Source organism: Oceanobacillus manasiensis (assembly GCF_000724085.1).
Classification (GTDB): Bacteria; Bacillota; Bacilli; order Bacillales; family Amphibacillaceae; genus Oceanobacillus_B; species Oceanobacillus_B manasiensis.
This window is the reverse complement of record NZ_CCDL010000001.1, coordinates 1306230-1321751: the sequence shown is the minus strand read 5'-3', so window position 1 is coordinate 1321751 and position 15522 is coordinate 1306230. Positions and strand designations below refer to the sequence as shown.

17 protein-coding genes are annotated in these 15522 nt (G+C 36.6%); 6 read left to right on the top strand and 11 right to left on the bottom strand.

The annotated features are described in order from the left end of the window. Window positions 1-129: 129 nt before the first annotated feature. Genes BN985_RS06620 through BN985_RS19200 form a run of 3 tightly spaced genes read right to left on the bottom strand, consistent with a single transcriptional unit; the run spans window position 130 to window position 2560 of the window. Window positions 130-900: a triose-phosphate isomerase gene (locus BN985_RS06620; RefSeq protein WP_042221962.1), complete on the bottom strand. Its 771-nt coding sequence runs from the start codon at window positions 898-900 to the stop codon at window positions 130-132. Beyond that, window positions 893-1552, bottom strand: a complete 660-nt coding sequence (gene dhaL / locus BN985_RS19205; protein ID WP_042221961.1) for a dihydroxyacetone kinase subunit DhaL — start codon at window positions 1550-1552, stop codon at window positions 893-895. Before dhaL ends, BN985_RS06620 begins: the two co-directional genes overlap by 8 nt. A gap of 18 nt (window positions 1553-1570) precedes the next feature. After that, window positions 1571-2560 (bottom strand): dihydroxyacetone kinase subunit DhaK, encoded by a 990-nt coding sequence (locus BN985_RS19200; RefSeq protein ID WP_198029980.1) that lies wholly within the window; start codon window positions 2558-2560, stop codon window positions 1571-1573. A gap of 260 nt (window positions 2561-2820) precedes the next feature. Here BN985_RS19200 and BN985_RS06610 point away from each other — a divergent pair, with 260 nt between their 5' ends. Genes BN985_RS06610 through pdxA form a run of 3 tightly spaced genes read left to right on the top strand, consistent with a single transcriptional unit; the run spans window position 2821 to window position 5961 of the window. Continuing rightward, window positions 2821-3573, top strand: a complete 753-nt coding sequence (locus BN985_RS06610) for a DeoR/GlpR family DNA-binding transcription regulator (RefSeq protein ID WP_232225548.1) — start codon at window positions 2821-2823, stop codon at window positions 3571-3573. Window positions 3574-3600: 27 nt separating this feature from the next. Then, complete coding sequence (locus BN985_RS06605) at window positions 3601-4899, top strand: four-carbon acid sugar kinase family protein (protein WP_042221957.1); 1299 nt, start codon at window positions 3601-3603, stop codon at window positions 4897-4899. A 51-nt stretch (window positions 4900-4950) separates the two neighbouring features. Continuing rightward, window positions 4951-5961 carry a 4-hydroxythreonine-4-phosphate dehydrogenase PdxA gene (gene pdxA / locus BN985_RS06600; RefSeq protein WP_042221956.1) on the top strand — a complete coding sequence of 337 codons (1011 nt, stop codon included), beginning with the start codon at window positions 4951-4953 and terminating at the stop codon, window positions 5959-5961. Between the two features lie 172 nt (window positions 5962-6133). On the opposite strand, the gene BN985_RS06595 is transcribed toward pdxA, so the two are convergent. The 3 genes from BN985_RS06595 to BN985_RS06585 are packed head-to-tail and all read right to left on the bottom strand — an operon-like array spanning window position 6134 to window position 9201. Beyond that, on the bottom strand, window positions 6134-6994 hold the full coding sequence (locus BN985_RS06595; protein WP_042221955.1) for a phosphogluconate dehydrogenase C-terminal domain-containing protein: 861 nt from the start codon (window positions 6992-6994) through the stop codon (window positions 6134-6136). Continuing rightward, window positions 6991-7791 (bottom strand): sugar phosphate isomerase/epimerase family protein, encoded by an 801-nt coding sequence (locus BN985_RS06590; RefSeq protein ID WP_042221953.1) that lies wholly within the window; start codon window positions 7789-7791, stop codon window positions 6991-6993. The genes BN985_RS06595 and BN985_RS06590 overlap by 4 nt, the downstream gene beginning before the upstream one ends. Window positions 7792-7836: 45 nt before the next feature. Further along, on the bottom strand, window positions 7837-9201 hold the full coding sequence (locus BN985_RS06585) for a GntP family permease (protein WP_042221950.1): 1365 nt from the start codon (window positions 9199-9201) through the stop codon (window positions 7837-7839). A 310-nt stretch (window positions 9202-9511) separates the two neighbouring features. Between BN985_RS06585 and BN985_RS06580 the strand changes: the two genes are divergently transcribed. Then, on the top strand, window positions 9512-10285 hold the full coding sequence (locus BN985_RS06580; protein ID WP_042221948.1) for a DeoR/GlpR family DNA-binding transcription regulator: 774 nt from the start codon (window positions 9512-9514) through the stop codon (window positions 10283-10285). 136 nt (window positions 10286-10421) lie between these two features. On the opposite strand, the gene BN985_RS06575 is transcribed toward BN985_RS06580, so the two are convergent. From BN985_RS06575 to BN985_RS06555, 5 genes are read right to left on the bottom strand one after another with little or no spacing between them, the layout of a single operon-like run. Continuing rightward, the gene (locus BN985_RS06575; protein WP_042221946.1) at window positions 10422-10976 is read right to left on the bottom strand and encodes a D-lyxose/D-mannose family sugar isomerase; all 555 of its coding nucleotides are present in this window, start codon (window positions 10974-10976) and stop codon (window positions 10422-10424) included. Window positions 10977-11004: 28 nt separating this feature from the next. Further along, a complete protein-coding gene (locus tag BN985_RS06570) occupies window positions 11005-12090 on the bottom strand; it encodes a PTS fructose transporter subunit IIC (RefSeq protein ID WP_042222981.1) in 1086 nt (361 codons plus the stop codon). A 37-nt stretch (window positions 12091-12127) separates the two neighbouring features. Further along, complete coding sequence (locus BN985_RS06565) at window positions 12128-12457, bottom strand: PTS fructose transporter subunit IIB (protein ID WP_042221944.1); 330 nt, start codon at window positions 12455-12457, stop codon at window positions 12128-12130. Continuing rightward, a complete protein-coding gene (locus tag BN985_RS06560) occupies window positions 12454-12918 on the bottom strand; it encodes a PTS sugar transporter subunit IIA (protein ID WP_042221942.1) in 465 nt (154 codons plus the stop codon). Before BN985_RS06560 ends, BN985_RS06565 begins: the two co-directional genes overlap by 4 nt. Then, window positions 12915-13820: a ketose-bisphosphate aldolase gene (locus BN985_RS06555; RefSeq protein WP_042221940.1), complete on the bottom strand. Its 906-nt coding sequence runs from the start codon at window positions 13818-13820 to the stop codon at window positions 12915-12917. Before BN985_RS06555 ends, BN985_RS06560 begins: the two co-directional genes overlap by 4 nt. A 266-nt stretch (window positions 13821-14086) precedes the next feature. Between BN985_RS06555 and BN985_RS06550 the strand changes: the two genes are divergently transcribed. Together BN985_RS06550 and BN985_RS19480 are read left to right on the top strand one after the other, a co-directional pair. Next, the gene (locus tag BN985_RS06550; RefSeq protein ID WP_042221939.1) at window positions 14087-14854 is read left to right on the top strand and encodes a DeoR/GlpR family DNA-binding transcription regulator; all 768 of its coding nucleotides are present in this window, start codon (window positions 14087-14089) and stop codon (window positions 14852-14854) included. A 530-nt stretch (window positions 14855-15384) separates the two neighbouring features. Beyond that, a complete protein-coding gene (locus BN985_RS19480; protein ID WP_269635263.1) occupies window positions 15385-15513 on the top strand; it encodes a hypothetical protein in 129 nt (42 codons plus the stop codon). Window positions 15514-15522 lie beyond the last annotated feature (9 nt).

Below are 15522 nucleotides of genomic sequence, written 5' to 3'. Positions count from 1 at the left end.
AAAAAATAGAACCTGTTTTAAAATAACTAGATTTGAAAGTAACTTAAAAACAACATCCGTTTAATATATTGGAACGAATTATAAATAAGAGAACAATCTATTAGGAGATTATTCTCTTATTTATATGACTTACCTATAGACTTGTGAATTAAGTGTATGAAGAATTACTCGAAAGCTTTCTATATCCCAGGCTGCTCTCCCAATAAACAAACCATTAACATCTTGTAGCTTACTATATTCCAAAAAGTTCTCTTTATTTACACTTCCACCATACAGAATAGGAATGTCGTTCCCCTTACTGTCGAAAAGGTCTTTCAACTTTTCTCGTAAAAAACCATGTATCTCCTCGACGTAGGCAGCATCAGCTGGAGTACCATCTTCTCCTATTGCCCATACTGGCTCATATGCTATCATTACATGTTTGACCTGTTCTGCAGTTAAGCCCTTAAGACAAACTATTAGTTGCGCAGCCAAGGTTTCTTTTGAAATATTGTTCTTTTTTTGGGTTGAATTTTCTCCAATACAAACTAGTGGTTTCATCCCATACTTAAGTGCTGCTATTACTTTTTTATTTATTGATTCGTCGGTTTCATTATAGTACTGTCTGCGTTCTGAATGGCCTAGCTCTACAATATTCATGCCAATTTCGTGTAGCATTGTTGGAGATATTTCTCCCGTATACGCACCTTCGGATTCCCAGTGCATATTCTGTGCCCCTATATGAATCTTGCTATTTTCAGTAAGCTCTTTAATGGATACTAAAGAGGTGTGAGATGGGATGATAAATAATTCAATATTACTGAGCTTCTCAGCAATTTTTTTCAGCTCTTTTGTGTAGAAAGATCCTTCAGCAATCGTTTTGGTCATCTTCCAATTAGTTCCGACCCAAAATTTATTCATGATTACCTACCCATTCTCTCATCGATCTAAAAATAATCCATACAGAGGTAGCTCCCGCATCCTGATGTCCTATCGCTCTTTCACCTAATGATTTCGACCTTCCAAACTTCGCAACATAATCCTTGGTGTTTTCTACACCGTTCGCTGCATTTACTTCCGCGCTCTTTAAGGCTTCTATAAGGCTATCAGAAGTCGTAGCGCTTTCTTTTAGTCCATTTACTGCTGGCTCAAGTGCATCAATCATGGTTTTATCACCAAGATTGGCTTTTCCACGTTCTTTAATCGCTACTAATGATTTTTCAAAGATACCTGCTAAGGTTGTAACATCTAATTTTTCTTTTACTTCTAGCTTCTTAACACCCCCAAGAAACATCGTGCCGAAAATGACTCCAGAAGCTCCGCCCATTGACTGAACCATAGACATTCCAGTTGTTTTAAAAACATCATTAATTGTATGGAATTCTTGCTTCTTTAAATTTTCTTCCGCTTTACTAAAACCAAGCGCCATTCCAATTCCATGGTCTCCATCACCAATTTCACTATCCACCTTAGTTAAAAAAGGTTTGCTTTCTTTCACTTTTTCCCCTACATAAAGAAGCATTTCTTTGACTTGTGAAGCATTTAATGTTTTAACAATTGCATCCGTTTTCATTTATGGCCCTCCCATGTATTATTTTTTATAGTATGGTGCGTTAGCTGGAGCATCATAGTATGCTTTTAACTCTTCATCAACCTTTAATAGACTAATAGAAAAACCACCCATTTCTTGCGTAGTGCAGTAATTATTAACATCCATATCATGGACGCCAATCCCTTTTTCATCTAAAATTTTCCCAACCCTACGGTTAACTATAAATAATTCCATAAGTGTTGTAGAACCAAGACCATTTACTAAAACACAAACCTCATCACCTGTTGTTACCTTGCTCTCTTTCAACAATTTCTCCATTAATTGATCGGTTAACTCATCAGCTGGGAGTAGCTTTGTCCTTTCCATCCCAGGTTCTCCATGAATACCCATCCCTAATTCAATCTCATCATCAGCTAATGTAAAAGTTGGTTCACCTGAGTCTGGAATAGTCCCTGGCGACAAGGCAACGCCAATTGAGAAAGTGTGGTCATTCGCTTTTTGGGTCACATTAGTCACTTCTTCTAACGATAACCCCTTATCAGCTGCAGCTCCTGCCACCTTAATCACAAACATATCACCAGCAATCCCTCTACGCTCGTCTTTTCTTTCAACCGGTGCAGAGACGACATCATCCGTAACCCTTACTGTCGTTGTTTCTACATTATCAAATTCTAACAACTCAGCAGCCATATCAAAATTCAAGACATCTCCTGCATAGTTACCATAGATGAAAAGTACTCCTTTACCAGCGTCAACTGCTTGGGCTACCTCTTGTACCGTATTTGGTGTTGGTGCTGCAAAAACATTCCCAATAGCTACACCATCAGCAAGCCCTTGCCCAACAACCCCGAAGAAAAGCGGCTCATGACCACTTCCGCCACCTGTCACAATAGCAACTTTATCTTTAAGCTTTCTATTGATGATTCCGTTTACATTTTCTAGCTTTTTAAACTGATTTTTATGAGCAAGCATAATTCCTTCCGTCATTTCCTCTACAACATCTGCTGGATTATTTATTACTTTTTTCAAAAAATCCCCCTCCTGCCTAACTATAAATGTTTTTATTTCATATCATTTTCTTTTGTTTTTAATTATAACGTTATTATTTGTTTGTGTCAATTTTCATAAATGCTTTATAACACTGATTTTCTGTTGCTTTTATCACCCTCAACAAGATCGTTTTTTGTTTAAAATGAACATTTTAGGTTGACTTTTTGTTTAAAAATAACATAATGGATGTATAAAGGAAATGTTTTATGTAAGTTGTTAACATAAAGGTAGGTGACATTTTGGGTTCTACTCAACAAAGAAGAGATTGGTTATTAAAAAGGATTGATGAGGATGGAAAAGTCTTAATTGAGAGAATTGCTGATAGCTTGAAGGTTTCGCCCATGACAATACGAAGAGATCTAAAATATTTAGAATCTACCGGAAAAGTTATCCGAATCCATGGTGGGGCAGTCTCCACAAACTCCTTAGTGGCGGAAACTCCCTACAAAAACAAAGAAAGTCTGCAAATCAACCAGAAAAAGAGTATTGCTAATAAGGCACTCTCTTTCGTTCAACAAGGCCAAACCATCATATTGGATGCTGGCACAACCAATTTGGAGCTAGCGAAATTACTTAAGAAACGAGAGAACATAACAGTTATCACAAACGATATTAAAATTGCCACCGAATTAGTAGATTGTTCACTTAAAGTTATTGTAACAGGCGGTGAATTGCAACAGAATGTCGGTACACTTTACGGGCCTCAAACTTATAATTTCATTAAAGATTTGCATGTCGATTTACTATTTTTAGGTGCACATGCAGTTGATATGGAGGCAGGAGTCACTTCTCCTACATTAGAGAAATCTTTGGTTAAAAAGTTGATGATCGACGCAGCGGAAACTAGCTGGTTAATCGCTGATTCTTCTAAATTAAACCAGAAGGCTTTTTCGAAAGTATGTGATTTGTCTCAAGTATACGGCCTGCTTACAGATGATGATATTTCAGTAGAAACAAAAAAGCGATATTCCAATGTACTAAAGGTACTGTAACAAGTTTATCAATAAGGGGGGAATGACATGAAAGTAGGCATAATTGCTGATGATTTAACAGGCGCAAACGCTACTGGGGTCCGTTTAAGTAAAGTGGGATTTACTTCTGCTACCATAGTGTATAGGGATAAAATTCCCGACTCTCATAAACTTGACGCAGTATGTATCGACACAGATACTAGATACCTTCCCAAGCAGCAAATTACCAATAGGATACATAAAGCAATGGAAAGTTTTCGAGAGTGGGATGCTAAAATAATTTGCAAACGGATAGACAGCACCATTAGAGGAAATATTGGGTATGAAATAGATACCGTATTACAGGAAGTTGGTGACGATAGTATCGCCGTTGTCGTTCCTTCCTTCCCTGATTCAGGAAGAATTACCTCGGGTGGTTATTTATTAGTAGATGGCATCCCTGTTCAAGAGACAGACGTTGCACAGGATCCGATAACCCCCATTGTAGATTCATGTGTTCCAAAGGTTATTCAGCAGCAAAGTCATCATAAGGTTGAGCATATTGGATTAGATAAAGTACTAGCTGGGATCGAATCCCTAAATCAATCTCTTTTAAGCGCCATCAATTCAGGTAACCGCATTATTGTAATTGATGCGGTTACGGACGAAGATATAGAGATCATTGCAGAAACAATGCTTACTATTAAGGGATTTAACTTAATTCCAACTGACCCTGGGCCCCTGACGGCTGCTTATTCCCAAGCCTTCTTTAATCAGCATGTGAATCCAGGGAAAGTTATTGTATCAGTTGGTAGCGTGACAGCACTAACGAAGAGTCAATTAAGCTATTTAAAAAGCAAAACAAACTCGACACCTATCTATGTATCAGCGGAAAAGTTAGCAACGTTTGGAGTAAGTTGGGAGGAAGAGGTCGAAAGAGCAACCTTTGAAGCTATGAATAGAATTCATCAAGATGATGTGCTGATCATTACTACAAATATAGAAGGAACAGAAAAACAGATTAACCTGAAGGCTATAGCAGAAAAGTATCATTCCACAGAAGATGCTTTAGCTAAACGCATTACTGATGGTCTCGCTAAAATTACTAGAATCGTGATGCAACAAACACGTTATCTTATTCAGGGCTGCTTTACTAGCGGTGGGGATGTAACAGCTTCTATGTGCGCCGTTTGTAATGCCTCTGGTATAAAACTAATCGATGAAGTTTTACCATTAACAGCCTTTGGTAAAATGATCGATGGGCGATTTCCTAATCTCCCCATCGTAACGAAGGGTGGTATGATAGGTGACAAGAAGTCAATTTACACAGCTGTGAAGTATTTACAAACTACCAAAACTAAAGGGTAAGCAGACATTTCTCCCCCCCAAACTTTTATATTTAAACAAAGGAGCGAATAAATGATGAAAAAAGCAATTGTTGCCATTCCAATGGGAGATCCCGCAGGAATAGGACCTGAGATTACGGCAAAAGCATTAGCAAATACGGAGATATATGACATGTGCAAACCTATCGTAATTGGGGATGCTAAGATTTTTGCAAAAGCGATTGAAATCGTTAACAAAAATATAAAAATTAATGTTATAGAGGAGCCAACAAAAGGTATTTATGAAGCTGGCACCGTCGACTTAATAGATTTAGATAACGTTAATGTGGAAGCTTTTCAATATGGAAAAGTTCAAGCTCAATGTGGAAAGGCAGCGTATGAGTATATTAAGACTGCTGTTAACTTAGCCACGAGTGGAGCTGTTGAAGCACTCGCAACAACCCCAATCAACAAAGAATCATTAAAAGCAGCGAACGTTCCATTCATAGGCCATACTGAAATGTTAGAGTCCTTAACAGATACCAAAGATCCATTGACCATGTTCCAAGTAAATAAATTACGTATCTTTTTCCTTACTCGTCACTTATCTTTAAAAGATGCGATTTCTCAAATGACCCAGGAAAGGGTACATGATTATTTAAATCGTTGTGATCAAGCCCTACGTCGCTTAGGAGTCGACTCTCGTAAACTAGCGGTAGCTGGCTTAAACCCACACAGTGGCGAAGGTGGATTATTCGGGTATGAAGAGGTGGAGGAGATTGGTCCAGGAATTGAGAAGGCTAAGGCTGATGGAATTGATGCGCATGGCCCCGTTCCGGCTGACTCCGTATTCCACCAGGCTTTAAATGGAAAATATGACGCAGTATTATCCTTATACCATGACCAAGGTCATATTGCAGCCAAAATGGCAGACTTTCATAAAACGATTTCCATAACAAATGGGCTTCCTTTCTTAAGAACTTCCGTAGATCACGGAACTGCGTTTGATATTGCTGGCGAAAACATTGCATCCAGTGTGAGCATGGAGGAATGTATAAAACTAGCAGCTCATTACGCACCAAAATTCACTAAGGATACTATGTAATAAAAAGCAGCTAATCACACTACATTTGTTTGGATACGAAAATCCGACCCAGCCAATGAGCATGGGTCGGATTTTTATTTTTTCTCTCGGATAGCATTGAAGATACCAGCTGAACTTTTCGAATAAAGGAAGAACTCTTCTATCCCCTAACAATTGTTCTTACACGTAGGATTTAGTGGTTAATTGGTTCTTTTAGGTGAAGCATATCACCAATTACTTTGTCCAATACTTCATCATCAAATACTCGTTTCCAATCTGGTTTAATAATTGCTTCTTTACCATGATCAATAGCAACCATACAAGCATCGGAAAAAGGATTTGTTCCTTTTAACGCTACAGATAATGCAATTTGAATATGGCCGTATAACATAGCTTTAGCAGCCTCTTCCGGAACACCTTTTTTAACTGTTTCATCAAGGCTTTCCTTAAACACTGTACCAATCATACAAGTAATCACTTCAGCCAAAGTCGGCTCTAAGATCGCCATTTGTTTCACCGTTATACGATGTATAGCACCTACTGGGGCATACATGTTTCTTACAACTTCTTGACCTGCATTAAACTTATCTTCTGCACCAGAATACTTAGCAATCACTACATCTTGTTCTGCTGCTACCCCACCAAAAAAGTCGGCGTGTTCTTCTTCAGTTAAGTATTTTCCGAATACAGAAGGATGGCAAGGGTGGGCTACAACGGACGTAATATCCTCTCGATCATACAATAACCCTGCATAAGCTGCTGCCGGATCTAATGTTAGCAGAACGGCTCCCGACTTCATTTGAGGTACAACTTGTTCTGAAACTTTCCCAATGACCGTGTCCGGAACAGCTAAAATGATAACATCACTTACTTCAACTGTTATTGACATATCTGAAAGTTCAAGACCCTTAGCCTCAATATCTTTTTTCTTCTGCGGAGAGTTTTCAACCAATCTCAACTCGTAATCTTCAACTTTAATAAGGTTATCCGTAATTCTCGCACCCATTTTCCCACCTGCACCGATTACCGCCACTGTTAATCTTTCTTTACTCATTTTATATTCCTCCTTAAATAATCTAAGCTTTTTTTCGTCCAAACTTTCTCTAAAGAAATTGTTTCTTCTATTGTATTTGTATAAGGAACCCAAAGTTCAATAATCGCGTTGACATCTTTGTTCTCTTTTTTTAATTCGCCTAACATATAGGTTAAGTCAAGTAATCCTTTCCCTAAAGGACATCCAATTAAGCTGAATCCAACCCAGCCATCTTTTCTAGAAAAAATAAAATCTTTCACGTGAAGATTGGTTACATATGGTGCCGAAAGTCTAACGACATCATTTGGGTGTTCTAGGGCAGCAATCGTGTTACCAGGATCTAAGCAAATACCTATATATGGACTGTTGATTTTTTCTATTACTTTTACAATATCACTTGTCTTAACCTGTTCATAAGTTTCAATCGCTAACTTGACCTCCACTTCCTCAAGCTTTGGCAAAACTTCCATTAAACGCGTATAAACTGCCTCATTGTCCGGCTTGTCATCCGCTGTATGGAACATCGTTCTAATTAATCTCACGTTTAGAATGTCAGCAATTCGCAGATAATTTAACAAGTGTTCCGGTTTTACCCCACGTGTTCCTAATTCTAATTCAATATCTAATTTTTTTGCAGTTTGAGCAATTGAGACTAGTTCGTCTTCCTGCATGCTCTCAATGAGAGGATAATCGCATATCTGAAAAACATCTCCCCCCAGGGAAGCAGTAGTTTCTAGCATTTCTTCTACTGTAATTGGAGAAGGATTATGTCCAGATATTTGCCAAAAAAACGCATACGTACTTAACCCAATATTCACTGCAAGACCTCCTTATAGATTCTTATAAGTCTTATATTCTACTAATTAGAAAATCATATCCGCAATCAAAAGTTCTACTAAGGCGATTGCCCAAATGATTGTCATTGGAACGGACCAAACCATTATTTGTTCTTTTACATTCTTGATTCCCATCATTCGGGTCATCACATGGAATCCACTATCATTGAAGTACGAGAAAACTAACGCTCCCAATGCTGCTGCCTGCGCAGCAAGAACCATATTTACATCCATAGTGGCCAATATTGGAGCTGTAATGGATGCAGACGTAATCATTGCAACTGTACCACTACCTTGAATCAGGCGAACCAAACTAGCAACAATAAATGGAATCAGGATCGCCGGAAGTGGCCATGACGCGATTACATTTGCTATATAATCACCTGTTCCACTTTCTCTCAGAATTGTTCCAAGTGCACCGCCACCACCTGTTACTAACAATATAATACCTGCTTGGGTAACCCCTTCTTCCATACGATCTAACGCTTCTGATCGCTTAATATCATTAAACAACGTATAAATCGCAACCAATAAACCAATTAAAACAGCTATTACTGGAGACCCTACAAATTGTAAGTATTGATATATACCATCATTCAATTCTAACGCGCTAAGTACGGTATTTATAAAGATTAATAGAATTGGTAATAAAATGGGGAGCACAGAAACAAAAAATGATGGTAGGTTTTTCTTTTCTTCCATTTCTACATACTCGCTAAAAGTTTCTGGCATGTTTGGACGTTTCCACCCAATTCCAGTTTCATCTGGAAGCTGATAGATTTTCTTTCCGATCCATCTAGCATAAAAAACACCGGCAATGATTAGTGGTATCCCAAGAATTATTCCAGATAGAATCATATATCCCATGTCAATTTCAAATATCCCAGCAACCCCTAAAGGGCCTGGAGTAGGCGGAACAGCATGGTGCGTTACGATTAAACCTACACCAAGAGCAATACCTAAGCTAACAATAGATTTACCTGTTTTGGTTGATAACGCTTTAATAAGTGGCGTTAAAATAACAAACGCAGAATCTACAAAGATAGGAATGGAAACTATGTAACCAGCAATAGCCATTGCCCATTCTTCTTTCCTTTTACCTAACCACTTTAATAACGTAAAGGCTAGACGTTCTGCTGCCCCAGATACTTCCAAGATTCTTCCTAGCATAACTCCGAATCCAATCACAATACCAATTGAACTTATAGTAGATCCAAAACCAGATGTTATTCCATTCACAACATCAAGCGCATCCATTCCGCCGATTAATCCAGTTAATGCAGCCCCAATAATTAGTGCAGGAAACACATGGACCTTTGTTTTAATTACAAGAAAAATTAAAACGAAAACTCCAATAACTAACCCTAATATCATTTGACCTTCTGCTGACATGAACTTTCCCCCCTAATTGTTTACTGATGTTTTTTCAAAAGTTAAAATAAATTAATTGTTTTTGGATCCGTACCTCCTCCAATTAAAGACAAACTTAATCATAAATCTTTAAACATTGCAATCGTTTTCAATGCGTAATTTTAATTTTATGTTATCATTTTTTATTTTTTTGTCAATATTGTTTTTGATTATTGTTATTATCTATCAGTTTTGAAAACGAAAATAAAAACAGTTGGAAAGATAAATGTTGATAAATATCCCTATTTGAAATAAAATGTTAATTAACTAGAAAAGTAAGGATGTAGAGTAAATGAAAATGTTTGTGGATGAAAGAAGAAATAAAATATTGCAATTATTAAATGACAAGCAGCGGTTAACTGTAAAAGAGCTTGCAAACCAGATTGGGGTCTCTGAAGCAACTTTGCGTACAGACCTTAATAAAATGGAGAATGAAGGGCTACTTACTAGGACTCATGGTGGTGCAATTTTAAAAGATAATATAGATCAAGAAACTAGCTTTTCTGCACGAGAAAAGAAAAATAAAAAAGAAAAGTCCTTAATTGGAAAAAAAGCGTTCCAGTATGTTGCGGAGAAGCAATGCATTCTACTCGATGCGAGTTCTACGGCCTTAGAATTAGCTCGCTATTTGAACAGCCAGCCCCTTCGATTAACTGTTGTAACCAGTGGTATTCAAACAGCATTTGAATTAAAAGATAACCCTGATATTACAGTTATAATGATTGGTGGAGTAGTAACAAAGAAGTCTACTTCTATTGAGGGAACTTTCGGATTAGGCGTTTTAGACCATGTCAACATTGATGTTATGTTTACTTCTGCTAACGGGTTCTCTATTGAGAAAGGCCTATCAGACTTTAACTTGTATGAAGTAGAGTTAAAAAAAGAAATGATAAAAAGAGCCAAGAAGGTAATTGCAATAATTGATTCTTCAAAAATTGGTAAAACATCAAGTGCTTTTTTTGCTACTATAGACCAAATTGATACGTTAATTACTGAAAAGGCTATTGAGGATGAATTACACTCAAAAATCCAAAACACGGGTATAAAGGTTATTTCAGCCGATTAATATCCGTATGATTTAAAACACCTACTTGATATGCTTTGCACGTATAATAAAATTTATTTTCAAGCCAAAAAAAGAAACCGCTAACAATTATACGGTTTCTCTTTTTTGCTTTTCGATTATGCTAGCAGCACCAAAACTATGACGTAATCTTATCTCTAGCAACTCTCTTAATATGTGGATTGGTAAAGATATCTGATGCGTCATCGCTTGGTGATGAGAACTCGGTAATAACGGCTCCTTCATTACCCGCTTTAAACCAATGCCGTGTATCTGGGTCGATGGTATATTGCTCACCTGGTGTTAACACAATTTCTTTACTTGCAGTATAGTAATCTTTATTTGTTTGAGGAAGTGACACTTGTATTCCATCCTCTTTGAGTTCCTGATCTCCCTCTACATATAAGAATACTTTTCCCCAACAACATCTAAAGGTCTCCTGCTTCCCTAGCCTCCCCTCTATAGAAGGATGCATATGTTCTGGACATGTCTGATTAGGTAACAACACCATTTCTTTTGCACAATATCTCTCATTATTTACATATACTACTAGATTTAGTGCTTCCTCTTGTACGTTATTAAGCCCAAAATCAGCATAGTCAATATTAGCAATCTCATTCTGAGTTAGGGGAATACCTGCTTTTTCATATAAGCTTATTACTCCCTTTTTATATTGTTCATCTACATTTGTCATTTTATCCCTCCACACTATCCGCTTTAAATTATGAGATTTTAACTGAGCTTAAATCAATATCAGCTTCCTTGTCGTCATCAAGTCTTACCTGGTTACGGTCAACAGGCTTCTTCAAAATAAAAAGTACGATTGCGGTCGCTAATGAACCAAGCAATAAAGCACCTAAGAATCCTAATGGGTGGGTCATTGTAACCATTGCGAGCATCCCACCATGTGGTACCGATGAATCTGCACCCCAGAGCATTGATAAAGCCCCACCTACTGCACCACCAACTCCTGTAGCGACAATACATCGAAAGAGATCGTTTAGAATAATTGGGTAACACCCCTCTGTAATCATTACTACTCCCATAGGAAACGCTGTTTTTAAGGTTTCTTTTTCGTTTTGTGTGTAGATATTTTTTCTGAATGGTTTCTGGAAGAAGTATGCCATGGCCATTCCAAATGGTGTAACCATCGATGCTAGCATTAAGACAGTTATTGGCTCATAAACCCCTTCTACTTGTAGACTTAAAACAAAGGCAAACACTACTTTATTAATCGGACCACCATAATCTATAGAAGCCAAGACACCAATGATAACTCCATATAGTATCTTATCTGAAGTATCTAATGAACTAAGATAATCTTGTAAGAATACTGTACCAATTGCTACTGGTTTACCAATAACAAAGTACATGATAAGACCGGATAAAACAGAAGATATTAAAGGGATAAGAAGCATCGGCTTTAATCCTTCTGCCCATTTTGGAACATTTAACTTTTCTGTAATATATTTAGTGAGATACCCGGTAATAAAACCTCCCAAAATACCTCCTAGAAAACCTGCTTGAATATTTATAGCAGCCAAACCAATAACCATACCTGGGGCTATTCCTGGCTTATCAGCAATAGAAAATGCGATTCCAGTCGCTATAACTAAAGGTAATAGCCCTAAAACTAAACCACCCATGGTAGTCAGGGTATCGAAAAAGCCAAAACCCTCTTCAATATCGCTAATTTGAGAACCTCCACCAATATTACCGATCGCCAGCATAAAGCCAGCACCCACTACAATAGGAATCAAGTATGAAATAGCAGTCATGATATGTTTTTTGAGTTGTAAATTTTTCATATCCATCTACCTTCCATTAAAGAGTTAGAATAACAACTTAGGATTGGACTTGGTTTGCTTCATCGATGAGGTTCTCCACTCTTTTAATTAATTTTTTTGGTGCTCTTATTACAATCTCAGTTGGAATTTCAATAATTTTTTTCCCTTCAAAACGTTCCTTCCCAGAAACCTTTACATCTGCGGCAATGATAACCACATCTGCTTCATTTATTTTTTCAGCAGATAACTCATCCTGACGACCAATTGTTCCTTGTGTTTCCATACAAATTTCATGACCTGCTTGTTGAGCTGCTTTTATTAATTTTTCTTTGGCAATGTACGTATGTGCAATACCAGCAGTACATGCCGCGATTCCTACAATTTTCATACGTATTCCTCCATTAGAAAAACATTTTTTATTTCTTTTACACTTTCTGCATTTAATAATGTTTCAACGGCTGCATCATTTCCTAATTTCGTAGCGAATTGTGCAAGTAATTGTAAATGTTCTTCAGCAGATTTACTGCCGTTATTCACAGCAAATAAACAAACTACTTTAACACCTTTGCCGTCAAGAGTCTCCCATTCTATCTCATTTTTGAACTTACCTATAGCAACGCCTATTTTGTATACGCTTTCACTTTGCCCGTGCGGAATAGCGATATAGTTACCTATTCCAGTAGACCCTTGTGTTTCCCTTAAATAAATATCCTTCTTAAAAGCCTCTACATCATGAATATAATTAGCTTCCTTTAGTTTTTGCGAAAGTATTGTAATGGCTTGATCTTTATTTTCTGCATCTAGGTTAACCTCCATTATCCTATCATCTAAGATATCTTCTAATCTCATACTAATTCCCCTAACAGTTTTTCTGAGTAATTCAGGCTGAAACATTTTGCTTTATTTGTTGTATTAAATATATCAAATTTATGGTTTGCTGTTTTCCTAGCCTCCACAATACAATCTGGAAAGATTACATTCGGTTCACGAATCTCCAAGTTATCACCATTTAATATTTCTCTTAATTTATTGGTAAACGAAATTTTTATATCACTGGAAATATTAATCTTAGCAATCCCTAACCTAATTGATTCCATAACTTCTCTATCTGGATTACTTGATCCTCCATGTAAAACTAACGGAATCTCAGTCGCTTTGGAGATCTCTTCAAGAATATCTAATCGTAGCTGTGGTTTTATATCTTTGGGATAAATTCCATGTGCAGTACCAATCGCTATTGCTAGTGAGTCAATATTTGTTCTGCTAACAAATTCTTCAGCTACATCGGGGTCAGTATAAATAACTTCTGAAACACCGCCTTCTACCGTGTTCCCCGTATCACCGATAGTACCAAGTTCTGCTTCAACGGAAACTCCTTCTGCATGCGCGATTTCAACTACTTTTTTCGTTGTTTTAATATTTTCTTCAAAAGATAAGTGAGAACTGTCAATCATAACAGAAGTAAAACCTAACTTAATTGCATGAATTACCTGTTCGATAGTAGCACCATGATCTAAATGAATAGCGATAGGTACTTTCGTATGGTTACACTCATAGATAACCTGTGAAATAAAACTATCACGTAGAAATTCTAATTCTAATGGATGAATTGCCATAATAAAAGGTGCTTGTTTTTCTTCAGCACTTTCCATAACTGCAGTCAACAACTGGCCACTCCCCGCATTAAAAGCAGGGACTGCAAACTTATTCGCTTTTGCCACATCGAGCATTTCTTTCCCAGTAATTAGCATGTAAATCTCCCATTTCTTTTTAGATTTTTAAAACAAACTGTAGAATTCATCTCCTTTCACTTAAAAATTAAAACGCTTTCATAATTCAATTGTTTATTTATCAAAAAATTTAAATTTCTTACTTTCAAGATACCAACCCGACTTTCTTTTGTCAATCATTTTTTTCTTTTTATTTCTTTATTTTTCTATTCATTGTTTTTTATATTTGTAGCGCTTATAATTACCTTAGGTAAGCGGTTAATATAATTTTTCTTAGGAGGAATTTTGTGTTCGCAGAAAAGAGAAGAAAATTAATCTTAGAGTTATTACAAGAGAAAGAATCTATCTCCGTAAACGAATTAGCTGAGTCCCTTAACGTTTCTCTTCCAACGGTGCGCGCTGACTTGGATTTTTTAGATAAAGAGAGAAAATTAGAAAGAACTCACGGAGGGGCAATTTTAATTAATGCTGCTCTTAAAGGACCTCGTGAACAGAGCTATGATACACGTGAGAAAATAAACATAGAAAAAAAGAAAGAAATTGCAAATAAAGCTTATGAATTAATCGGTAATTCGGAATGTATAATTCTTGACTCAAGTACAACTTGTTTTGAATTGGCTACTCTTCTTAAAGAAACCGATAAGGAGCTAACTATACTAACTAATGGATTTAAAACAGCTAACATCCTTAGAGAGAATTTAAACCTTACAGTAGTAATAATTGGTGGTATTATTAGAAAAAATTCAAACGCGATGGAAGGATTGTTAGGAGAAGAGGTCTTCAAAAAACTAAATGTTGATAAAGTGTTTTTCTCTTCTTATGGAGTATCAGTGGAAAATGGATTTTCTGATTTTAATTTATACGAAATTGAACTAAAGAAAAAAATGCTCAACGCCTCGTCCAAGAAGCTAGCTTTAATTGACAGCACAAAATTTAACATGAGTTCAATTGCCAGCTTTGCAGATCTAAATGACGTTTCAACTATTATTACCGATAAAGAGCTCGACTCGCCAGTACTAGATCATTATAAAAACTACACAAATATTGTTGTTTAGCACCGTTTAAGAGACGAATGTATAAAATATTTTCTTTAAATAATTTTGATTAATATAATATGAATTTGTTAAATTGTCACCCAAGTAAGTACCACAGATATATAAGGAAATAAACAGATGAGAATAATTCATGGTTAAAAAAGCTCTCTTTTTAGTGTGAGGGCTTTTAATTTAAGCTAATGTGAGGACTTGACTCAACAAAATAAGCACCCTCAAATGAGAATGCTCTACTACATTTCAATAAGCTTTTTTTATAACCAACTACCAATAAAAATCACCTTTTCTCCGTTAAAGTGTTATGACTGTCGTATAATCCCGCATATCTTTAGAGATGGCTTTTTGTAGCACTAACTAAGTGCATGATCCATTTCTGAGGTTTGAACCAAATTGTACCTTCTCGGCTATTAAAATTCCTTCCACTTCTTTAATTCGTCTTTTACTAAATTAAATTCTAAACCCCATTCAATTACGTTGGTAAATATTTTCTCTCTCCCCACAAATAATAAACAAGAAAGGAGGGAGGGTTTGCTTTGAAAATCAAAGGTGCAGGAGAAATGATTGAAGAAACAGCAGAGAGTTTAATGAAAAAAGGAGTTCCTGCAAGAACAGCAGCATATGCCTCTTCCATGGGATATTTTAGGCAGATGAAAAAGAAGTAAACACTAAAA

Bases quoted from the DNA above. Each gene is read 5' to 3' on its own strand.
- BN985_RS06565 (WP_042221944.1), bottom strand. From the start codon at position 12,457: ATGAAAATTGTAGGAATCGCGGCATGTACTGCTGGTATTGCACATACG.
- BN985_RS06620 (WP_042221962.1), bottom strand. From the start codon at position 900: ATGAATAAATTTTGGGTCGGAACTAATTGGAAGATGACCAAAACGATT.
- BN985_RS06570 (WP_042222981.1), bottom strand. From the start codon at position 12,090: ATGAAAAATTTACAACTCAAAAAACATATCATGACTGCTATTTCATAC.
- BN985_RS06555 (WP_042221940.1), bottom strand. From the start codon at position 13,820: ATGCTAATTACTGGGAAAGAAATGCTCGATGTGGCAAAAGCGAATAAG.
- BN985_RS06575 (WP_042221946.1), bottom strand. From the start codon at position 10,976: ATGACAAATGTAGATGAACAATATAAAAAGGGAGTAATAAGCTTATAT.
- BN985_RS06585 (WP_042221950.1), bottom strand. From the start codon at position 9,201: ATGTCAGCAGAAGGTCAAATGATATTAGGGTTAGTTATTGGAGTTTTC.
- BN985_RS06605 (WP_042221957.1), top strand. From the start codon at position 3,601: ATGAAAGTAGGCATAATTGCTGATGATTTAACAGGCGCAAACGCTACT.
- BN985_RS06580 (WP_042221948.1), top strand. From the start codon at position 9,512: ATGAAAATGTTTGTGGATGAAAGAAGAAATAAAATATTGCAATTATTA.
- BN985_RS06560 (WP_042221942.1), bottom strand. From the start codon at position 12,918: ATGAGATTAGAAGATATCTTAGATGATAGGATAATGGAGGTTAACCTA.
- dhaL (WP_042221961.1), bottom strand. From the start codon at position 1,552: ATGAAAACGGATGCAATTGTTAAAACATTAAATGCTTCACAAGTCAAA.
- pdxA (WP_042221956.1), top strand. From the start codon at position 4,951: ATGATGAAAAAAGCAATTGTTGCCATTCCAATGGGAGATCCCGCAGGA.
- BN985_RS06595 (WP_042221955.1), bottom strand. From the start codon at position 6,994: ATGAGTAAAGAAAGATTAACAGTGGCGGTAATCGGTGCAGGTGGGAAA.